The sequence below is a fragment of the Liquorilactobacillus sicerae genome, assembly GCF_029916425.1.
GTDB classification, from domain to species: domain Bacteria; phylum Bacillota; class Bacilli; order Lactobacillales; family Lactobacillaceae; genus Liquorilactobacillus; species Liquorilactobacillus sicerae.
In genome coordinates this window covers 65,078-74,681 of the sequence record NZ_JAHAVQ010000013.1, presented here as the reverse complement: position 1 = coordinate 74,681, position 9,604 = coordinate 65,078, and the positions used below count along the sequence as shown (strand labels likewise).

The 9,604-nt window shown below is 38.0% G+C and carries 10 protein-coding genes and 1 riboswitch; of the genes, 4 read left to right on the top strand and 6 right to left on the bottom strand.

What is annotated here, in order from left to right; genetic code table 11:
* Positions 1-534 precede the first annotated feature (534 nt).
* Positions 535-1,914, top strand: coding sequence for an amino acid permease (locus KH893_RS09035; RefSeq protein WP_281165827.1), 1,380 nt, complete (start codon positions 535-537; stop codon positions 1,912-1,914).
* An 82-nt stretch (positions 1,915-1,996) separates the two neighbouring features.
* Positions 1,997-2,608 carry a histidine phosphatase family protein gene (locus tag KH893_RS09030; protein WP_281165826.1) on the top strand — a complete coding sequence of 204 codons (612 nt, stop codon included), beginning with the start codon at positions 1,997-1,999 and terminating at the stop codon, positions 2,606-2,608.
* Positions 2,609-2,659: 51 nt separating this feature from the next.
* Here the strand turns inward: KH893_RS09030 and KH893_RS09025 are convergent, their stop codons facing one another.
* Positions 2,660-3,490 (bottom strand): hypothetical protein, encoded by an 831-nt coding sequence (locus tag KH893_RS09025; RefSeq protein WP_281165825.1) that lies wholly within the window; start codon positions 3,488-3,490, stop codon positions 2,660-2,662.
* Between the two features lie 141 nt (positions 3,491-3,631).
* Here KH893_RS09025 and KH893_RS09020 point away from each other — a divergent pair, with 141 nt between their 5' ends.
* Positions 3,632-4,246, top strand: coding sequence for a DedA family protein (locus KH893_RS09020; protein ID WP_281165824.1), 615 nt, complete (start codon positions 3,632-3,634; stop codon positions 4,244-4,246).
* A gap of 75 nt (positions 4,247-4,321) precedes the next feature.
* Here KH893_RS09020 and KH893_RS09015 read toward each other — a convergent pair whose 3' ends face one another.
* The 5 genes from KH893_RS09015 to KH893_RS08995 form a co-directional block, all read right to left on the bottom strand.
* Complete coding sequence (locus tag KH893_RS09015) at positions 4,322-5,497, bottom strand: SAM-dependent methyltransferase (protein WP_281165823.1); 1,176 nt, start codon at positions 5,495-5,497, stop codon at positions 4,322-4,324.
* A 126-nt stretch (positions 5,498-5,623) separates the two neighbouring features.
* Positions 5,624-5,968 carry an AzlD domain-containing protein gene (locus tag KH893_RS09010; RefSeq protein ID WP_281165822.1) on the bottom strand — a complete coding sequence of 115 codons (345 nt, stop codon included), beginning with the start codon at positions 5,966-5,968 and terminating at the stop codon, positions 5,624-5,626.
* 2 nt (positions 5,969-5,970) lie between these two features.
* The gene (locus KH893_RS09005) at positions 5,971-6,741 is read right to left on the bottom strand and encodes an AzlC family ABC transporter permease (RefSeq protein WP_281165821.1); all 771 of its coding nucleotides are present in this window, start codon (positions 6,739-6,741) and stop codon (positions 5,971-5,973) included.
* Positions 6,742-6,956: 215 nt separating this feature from the next.
* Positions 6,957-8,339, bottom strand: coding sequence for a TrkH family potassium uptake protein (locus KH893_RS09000; protein WP_281165830.1), 1,383 nt, complete (start codon positions 8,337-8,339; stop codon positions 6,957-6,959).
* A 23-nt stretch (positions 8,340-8,362) separates the two neighbouring features.
* Positions 8,363-8,617, bottom strand: coding sequence for a hypothetical protein (locus KH893_RS08995; RefSeq protein ID WP_281165820.1), 255 nt, complete (start codon positions 8,615-8,617; stop codon positions 8,363-8,365).
* A gap of 232 nt (positions 8,618-8,849) precedes the next feature.
* Positions 8,850-8,937, top strand: a riboswitch (TPP riboswitch).
* Positions 8,938-9,045: 108 nt separating this feature from the next.
* On the opposite strand from KH893_RS08995, the gene KH893_RS08990 reads away from it, so the two are divergent.
* Complete coding sequence (locus KH893_RS08990; protein WP_281165819.1) at positions 9,046-9,603, top strand: ECF transporter S component; 558 nt, start codon at positions 9,046-9,048, stop codon at positions 9,601-9,603.
* Position 9,604 lies beyond the last annotated feature (1 nt).

Here is a 9,604-nt window from a genome sequence, read left to right as displayed (position 1 = left end):
GATTCACATCCTTTCTAATTATAGAGTACCACAAAGTACTACAAATTAAAAGGGAAAAATTGACAAAAAAATAAAGTCATATCAGGCTTTATGGAGGATTTTATTTTAAAAAGTGTCAAACTCCCGGTTACTAACTGGCAATGGCAACCATTAAAATAATATTAAAGCTTGAATCCCTTAATATTAGCATTACGATGGAACCTGACTTTTAAAAATTAACTTTTTTTAACTTTTAACTTGTATTTTGAATTTGATTTCGGTAAAATGAGCTTATAAGCTATAATGAAAGATATGTTTCAAATCATCATTTACTTAGCGAGGTCAGGTGCGGTGGAAGCTGACTGTTAGTGAATTTGAAATACTCCTTTCAAGTGTGTTTTTAGTAGGAATCCGAAACAAATGCCGGTAATGCCGTTATCAATAATGAAGTGTAATCGATTTTTAGATTAAAATTGGGTGGTACCACGCTATTTGCGCCCCTAGGTTTAATTACCTAGGGGTTTTTATTTTATCCAAAAAAGGAGCAGCTTTTTTATGAAAGACAAGCACAATTTAAATCGTGATCTATCATCACGTCAGATGCAGATGATTGCCCTGGGTGGCACGATTGGTGTCGGCTTATTCATGGGATCAGCCTCAACGATCAAATGGACCGGGCCTTCTGTTTTACTTGACTATGCTTTTGCAGGTTTAATTTTATATATCGTCATGCGAGCTTTAGGCGAAATGTTGTATTTAGATCCAGCAACCGGATCATTTGCTAAGTTCGCTAGTGAATACATTCATCCCTTAGCTGGTTATTTGACTGCTTGGAGTAATGTTTTTCAATATCTGGTAGTTGGAATCAGCGAGGTCATTGCAGTTGGGCAATATTTAAATTATTGGTGGCCAAATTTACCAGACTGGATCTCCGGAGCGGTGATCGTAATAACTTTATGTATTGCTAACCTAGTTTCAGTCAAAGCTTATGGCGAACTTGAATTCTGGTTTGCTTTGATCAAGGTTTTAACGATCATCTTAATGTTAATTTTAGGTGCAATGGTCATCTTACTCGGCTTTGGTAACCATTGGCAGCCAGTTGGTTTCAGTAATCTTTGGGTCAATGGTGGATTTTTCACTGGCGGGTTCAAAGGATTTTTATTTGCGTTATCAATTGTGATTGCCTCATATCAAGGAATTGAAATCATTGGAATCACTGCTGGAGAAGCTAAAGATCCTCAACCAACAATCATTAAATCGATCAAGTCGATCGTCGCTCGGATCTTGATCTTCTATATTGGGGCAATTTTCGTCATCGTTACGATTTATCCTTGGAATAAACTCGATCAAGTCGGTTCACCATTTGTCGAAACCTTCTCACGCGTTGGGATCACGGCCGCTGCCAGCATTATCAACTTTGTCTTAGTTACTGCGGCGCTTTCTGGCTGCAACTCTGGCATTTTTAGCTCAAGCCGGATGCTTTATACTTTAGGCTTAAAGCACGAAGTCAGTGCAAAATATACTAAGCTCTCTGGGCGAGGCGTCCCAGTTTTAGCCGTTTTGACGATCTCAGTTGGAATTTTTATTGGTATGATTTTAAATGCCGTTTTGCCGCATTTAGTCAAAGGCAGCAGCAATGTTTTTGTTTTAGTTTACAGTTCAAGTGTCCTTCCAGGGATGATCCCATGGTTTGTAATTTTGATCAGCCACTTGAAATTCAGAAAACAAAATCAAGCAAAGCTTAAAAATCATCCCTTTAAGCTAGCCTGGTCACCATTTTCAAATTATTTAGCTTTGTTTGGCCTACTGTTGACACTGGTCTTCATGTTTATCAACCCTGAAACTCGGGCTTCAGTCATTGTAGGTTGCGTTTTTCTAGGAATTATGTCAGTGATCTTCTTTGTTACCCGGCCTGACAAGGTGGACCAGCATTAAATCAAAAGATTTTGCAATTTTCAGCTAAAATCGGTATGCTAAACGTATCATTAAACTTCAAGCATGAAAGAAGGACAAATTGATGACTACTTTGTATATTGTCCGCCATGGTCAAAGTCAAGCCAATGCGGCTGGAATTCTCCAAGGCAGCCAAGTCGATACGCCCCTGACGATCAAGGGACAACAACAAGCACAACTAGTTGGTCAGCAGCTGGCTGCTAAAAAGATTTCATTTGACTTGGTGGTTGCGAGTCCTCTGTTACGGGCAGCTCAGACGGCAGCTATCATTGCTCCGCGAACGACAACCATTTTTGATTGGCGGTTAAAAGAATTTGATTACGGTAATTGGGATGGACAGCTGGAAAAAGACATTTGGCAAAAGTTCCCTGAGTATTTCGATGCGCAGCACAATTTGTTGCCACGTGCTGCTGATGTTAATCGAGGCGAAACCTATAGTCAGGTCACTGCGCGTTTACAGCAATTATTCACTCAGCTGGCAGCCGACTTCCCGCAGGCCAATCTTTTGCTCGCCACTCATGGATTTACCATTAAGCTAATGCTCAATATGATTTTAGCGATTAAAAATCTATCCAGTTTAAATGAACCGTCCAACGCTGGGATCACTAAGATCGAATTAACTTCCCAGACAGCGACGCTTTATTACTTTAATCAAAGTTTAATTGCTGAATTATAAAAAATCATAAAGACCAGTTAGCAAACTAACTGGTCTTTATTTTGCTAAAAATTATTTAAATTCGCGAGCAATCTGGCGGACAGAAACACCTTGTCGTTTGGCTTCTTGAATTACCAATTTAATTTGGTAATCACTAAAAGTACGATCATTGACATTTTCTTCTTTTAAAGCTTGTCGAGCAGCTTTAATTTGGGCAGCAGTGATTTTTTTCAAAGCAGGTGAATTTGAACTACTGCTGGTTGAGCTATCTACACCTGGTAAAAAACTATCATCTGTTTGTTTAGAACTCTGACTATCATCAGTCACACTGTAACCAAGCTTTCGCAGCATCCGATCGTTATAAGACTTCAACTGCTTAGCTTGCTGATAAATATTTTGATAATAGACTTGTTGAATATTACCGTAGCCTAAAATAACTGCCAATTTAGTATTCGAAGCTGTATACTCATAATTAGTTGATAAAATCTTAGCCTTTTTGTATGCTCTTTGAAACAGCGGCAGTTCCCGCAAAACTTCTTTGAGTTCTGCTTGCTTACTGGAAGCACGGCTCACCAGCACCTGTAGCCCATTTTGCTGCGCGGCGGTTTTTTGAAAATAAGTCCGTGCTGGTTGGTAATTTTGCTGATTAATTGCCGCCAAACCCTTGCGGTATAGTTTCAATTGATTTAAGTAATTCTTGGCTCTTGTACCACTTTTTTTCTTCTTAAGGGCGTTTTCTAAATCAATTTGGGCAGTATGATAATGCCCATAATTAATTGCGACTACTGCTTGTTTTAGCGAATCATCATAATATTTCTGATTTTCGATGTGTTTAGTAAAGCCGTAACCGATAAAAATCACCGCAACGATCAAAGTCACGATAAACCAAGTTCTTTTTCTCATGGCTTGCTCCTTTTTTGCTTACTAAATGTATTATAGCATTAATTGCCAAATTAAAATCAGATTATAATTTTACATATTGTTTGACCAATCAGCTACCAAAAAGTTACACTTAACTTCAACAAATTTAATTAGGAGGTCCAGATGAATACTGCTTTTCTGACCGAAATTATTAATCAGTACGGCTATTTAGGAATTGCTTTATTACTAGCAATTGAAAATATTTTCCCGCCAATTCCATCAGAAATCGTCTTAGCATTCACCGGGTTTGCAACTTTAAATACTTCCTTGCAAATTGTTCCAAGTATTATTTTTGCCACACTGGGAGCTTTGATTGGTGCTCTCGTTCTTTACTTTTTAGGCAAAATCATTTCAGCTGAACGGCTTGAAAAATTTTTGGCTGGCAAAATTGGGAAGCTCCTGCATTTAAAGCCTGAAGCCATTGAAAAATCCGCTAATTACTTTTATCATCATGGTGGATCAGCAGTCTTTTTTGGCCGTTTTATTCCAGTAATTCGCAGTTTGATTTCAATTCCTGCTGGCATGACTAGCTATCCTTTAGGTAAATTTTTAGCATTAACAGTTCTTGGAACTTTGGTTTGGAATACAGCCTTGATCTGGCTGGGAAGATTGACCGGCCATGCTTGGCCACACTTTGTTAGCCTGTTTGAAGTATACGGCCGATTTATCTTGTTATTAATGATAGTTGGAGCTGTTATTTATTATTGGCTACGAAAAAAGCATCGGCAATCAAAATAATTTGTTTTAGCTAGCAAAAAGCCATCCACTGATCTTTGACAATTACTGTCAATTGCTTAAGCGGATAGCTTTTGTTTATTTAGTGTAAATGTAGTCTCTAGTCATCGGCAAGTTCTTACCACTTGGTCCCTTGGAAATCAAAAATTGAATGCAATCGATATTGCCAGATTGAAACGAAGCAGCACAAGCTTGCAAATAAAGATCCCACATTCGGGTAAACTTTTCGCCCATTTTAGCTTGAATCTTTTGACGATGTTGATTAAAATTACTATCCCAATTTTCCAGAGTGTGTTGGTAATGACGACGTAAAGTTTCAAGATCAAAGACCTGCATGCCAGCTTCAATAATATGTTGCAAGTTTTCATTCAATCCAGGGATATAGCCGCCTGGGAAAATATACTGATTGATCCAACCGTTATATGCTCCACCTTGCTGCCGAGTAATCCCATGAATCAAGGCACAACCGTCACTGCGAAGATATTTGGCAATTGTTTTAAAATAAGTTTCCAAGTTTTCTTTGCCAACATGTTCAAACATGCCCACACTAGTAATATAGTCAAAAGGTTCAGTATTCAAGTCTCGATAATCTTCTAGATAAACGCGAGCATGATCCTCTAAACCTTCTGCTTTAATTTTTGCTTGTACAAACTTATATTGTTCTTCACTTAGAGTAATACCACTAACGTCCAAATGATATTCTTTAGCAGCTACCAGCATCAAAGTTCCCCAACCGCAACCAATGTCCAACAAACGTTTGCCGGGCTCAGGATGCAGTTTTTTGATAATGTGATGAACTTTATTCAGCTGAGCTTGTTCTAAAGTATCAGCTGGATGTTCAAAATAAGCGCAGGAATATGTCATCGTTGGGTCTAGCCACAATTTATAAAAATCATTGCCCAAATCATAGTGCTTTTGAACGTCATATTTACTATGCCGCTCAGAATGCGATTGCCGGGGCATGAATTTTTTTAATTTGCTGTCATAAAAGAAACTATCTGCTGATTCATAGGCGGCTTCGATTAATTTTTGAATTGAGCCTTCGATCTCGATTCGTCCGTCCATATATGCTTCACCCAATGCGATCGATGCGTTATGCATAACATCTTTGACCGGAATTGCTTCTTTGAAAGTGATGATTACTTCTGGCTCGCCTTGACCATAGACTTTAGATTCCCCATCCCAAAAGTTGATTTTAACCGGTATATTAAACGATTTGCTTAACAGTGTTTTATAAAAAACTTTGTCGATCATATTCCTCCGCCTTTCTCTTTAAACATAAAAGTATTCTAACACTTTTCAGCCGAATTGTCTGGAATTTCATTTAAAGCCAAATTAAAAAAGCCTACTTAAAAGCAGACTTTTTTAATTTTTTTAGATTTAAGTAGTGAATACAATTGTCAATAAAGCCACTGCTACTAGTCCTAGCACCACTGAAAGTCCCATCGAACGTGTCCGATAAGCAACACCAATAACGATTACTGCTGCTAAAATTTTAGCTGTATTGCGTAAGCCAACAAACGTATAACCTGCATTAGTATCAATAAAGATATCTTTAACAACTAGTGCTGTAAACAAGGAAACTGGAACGTATTTCATCCATTCATTGAACCACAATGGTATTTTGCGAGTTGAAAATACTCGTAAAGGGATCAAACGCGGACCTAGGGCAACTAGCATTGATAAGATTATTAAGATCAAATGTTCTGTAGTCTGTTCTGTCATAATTAACTATCCCCTGATTTACTAATGACCTTCCGACTCGCTTTAGGCTTGATTTTACGCAACCAAAAGTCCCGCCGCTTTCCATGTTTCACCAAATAATCTTCAAGCACAAAGCCGGTTAATGAAGCAATGATCGTTGAGACCACCAGCCCCATTGTACTCTTCAGCAAAACCATGAAAAATGCCGCTAAACAACCAGCAAAGACACTGATAAAAATCGTTAATCGATTTCCAAGCTGCATCACGATCATATAGAGAAACAAGGAAGTTAATGCAAAATCAACAATCGATAAATTAATCGTTAACATTCCACCAATCAAGCTGCCGACAACATTTGCCATTGTCCAAAATAATAATGAATAGTGTTCAACCATTAAAGCATTTTTGGGCGTCCAACTTTTATCAGTTGCAAACTTCAAATAATTAACAGCATAATTTTCATCATTTAAAGAAACAGCAAAAATATACAAAAACTTTCTGCTGGTATGATGCAAGTATTGTGATATGCTTGAACCCAACAGTGCATACCGCAGTTCAAGGAAAAACAGCATCAATAAAACCGTATGTAACGGAGCATGAGCTGTTAGCATTGAAGCAATCAAAAACTGTGCTCCGCCTGAAAAGACCATAATTGATACCAAGCCTGTCAGAATCGTGTTAAAACCTGCCACGTTTAACAAGATCCCACAAGCCAGACCAATTGGAACATAGCTTAAACACAGGGGCAATGCTACTTTCAAAACCATAAGCCAGCGTGGTTCCACTTTTTTCACGAAAAAGCCTCCAAAATGTATTAAAAGTTCCCGCAATTTGATTATAACATAACAATGGAAATCTCTAAGAAAAATTTCCAAAGCTTATCTATGACAAAGAAGCCCTTCTTATCAGCAATTTCAGCCAAATAAATCATTAAAAAATTTAAGTCCACCGTTACTTTATTTTTTAAGGAAGCCTTTCATTAAAAAAAACCATCCAATCTTTCCGACAATTAACCAATGATAACCTTTTCCGATGGATAACGGTAATTAAAATCTTGTTCTTTTTTAGATACAAAAAGCAATAATAAATACAGCATCCCAACCCGGCCAATAAACATCAAACAGATAATCACCCACTTGCCAACTAAACTCAAGCCGGCAGTGATTCCCAGCGATAAGCCAGTCGTCCCAAAAGCGGCAGTCACTTCAAAGATCAATGAAACCAGTGAATATTTTTCAGTGACTGATAAGATCAGGACCGCCGTTAAGCACAATAAGATTGATAAGTTGGTAACAACAATTGCCTTTTGAATATCATCATCACCAATTCGCCGACCAAAAATATTGACATGTCGACGTCCACGAATAAAGGCTGCTAAATACAGTAACAAAATTCCAACTGTTGTCGTTCGTACCCCACCACCGACTGAACTCGGACTGGCCCCGATAAACATTAACAAGGAAAAAACTAACAAAGTTGCGGTTTGAAAATGCTTGAGCGATTCAAGCTGCAATCCGGCATTTCTTGTTGAAGCACTGTAAAACATTGCGGTCATGATTTTTTGCGGCCATGACTCACTGGCCAGCTGCCCTTTAATTTCTGTCAAAAAAATCATTAGGGCTCCACTGATGAAAAAAATCAGCGCAAAAAAGACCGCCAACTTTGAAAATAGTGAAAAGCGAAAAACTCCTCTGCCATGATCATGCATTTTGAACATCAACCACTGGTAACCTTCGACCAAAACCGGAAATCCAATTCCACCAATGATGATCAATAACATGACGATCAACAAAAACAAATAGTTATGCTCGTAAGGTGCTAGTGAACTGCCGGTAATGTCAAAACCGGCATTCGTTACTGCAGTAACTGAGATATAGAATCCATTAAAAAAAGCTGATTTTAAATGTGTCCAACCTTGCTGCCAACTAAAATAAAGGGAAAAGATCACTCCAAACATAAGCTGGAGCATGACCATTAAGATGAAAATCGAATATGAAAGCCGAACTGTTCCGCTTAAGCGTGGTTGATTCATATCGACTTGAATCATTTGCCGTTGATGCAAAGAAATTTTTTTTCCGCTTAAAATCATCATCACTGTTGTCAGCATTGTTACGCCAAACCCACCGACTTGAAAGAGAAATTCCAGCAAAATAATCCCCCAGTGGTTCAAAACATGCTGTAATGGGACCGTTGTCAACCCTGTCACGCTGACTGACGAAACCGACAGAAAAAAAGTGTCAAGCCAACCTGGCTTAGCATTTTTTTGATAAAAGATCGGCAAAGTCAATAAAAAAAAGGTGATGAAAATCAGGATCAAATATGCGATGACAACTAATTGAATCGGCGTTGTATCAGTTAGCACCTTTTTTCTTAGTTTGCCAAACAGGCCCATCATTTTTCACACCCTTATCTGAATTACTTAGCTAGTTTTAGTTTAGAATAACTAATTACAACCTTTTGCTTTAATTCTTGTGCGGTATTTGACTGACTGAATTTTTGATCAAAGTCAATAATTGCTGAATTTTTCAGTTGCTTTTCAACGATGCCGCTAAAATGATGCCGATGAAAAATAAATACGACATGTGTATCTTTTTTAAAAGGCTGCCCTAATTTGCTAATTTCAATCGGCGCATTGTTACGAGCACTATTCTGATTAGCTGTTTCGCTCATCATTATTCCTCCTCGTTAAACCTGGCTACTACTTGACAGTCAAAATACCTGAAGTAAAAAAGCTGACAGAACATCTACCGCCAACTCTCATCCTTTTCATTATAACGCATTTAACAAATGTCTGGCTAATTAAATTCTCCGATTGAAATTGACTGGAGACATTTGTGATCGATTCAGTAAAAAACATTTTACAAAAGCCAAAAAATCTGCTAGCATTTAGTTATTCAAAATTAAGAACAAACTGGGGTGCCAAGAGGCTGAGAAATACCCATTAACCTGATCTGGATAATGCCAGCGGAGGGAGTTTGTTTTTTGTATTAGTGTTTTTGATACATTAAACAGCTAATTCGGTGTCGGCATACTTTTTAAGTGTGCCGGCTTTATTTTTTTAGCTTGGAGAACCTGTGTTTGTAAAAGGAGCGCTTTCTTTGACAAATCAACCGAAAAAAATTCATTGGGCTTTACGTGATGTGATTTTCTTAGCCATTATCGCAATCTTCTTTGGAATTATTTATCAACTTTGGAGTTATGCTTACTACGCATTAGCAGCAACGCCGTTAAAACCTTACGCTAATGATTTGACGTTAGGCGTTTGGATTATGGCTGGACCTTTAGCTGGGGTCTTACTGCAAAAAGCTGGTGCTTCAGTTGTTGGTGAAATGCTAGCGGCAGCTGTTGAAATGCTGCTGTTTTCTAGTTGGGGAGCCTCAACTTTGCTTTCTGGTTTTATTCAAGGCATTGGTAATGAGCTAGGATTTGCCTGCACGGGCTATCGCAACTGGGATAAATTAGGTTTGACCTTTTCGGTTTTAGGTTCAACGATCATCACGTTTATTTGGGATCTTTTCCAAAGCGGTTATCGTCAATATAGTTTTGGTTTGTTGATCAGTCTATTTGTTATTAGATTGATCTCAATCGGTTTTTTTGCCGGAGTTTTAGTCTATTGGATCAAAAAAATGGTATTTAAGACAGGACTGATCAGATAAG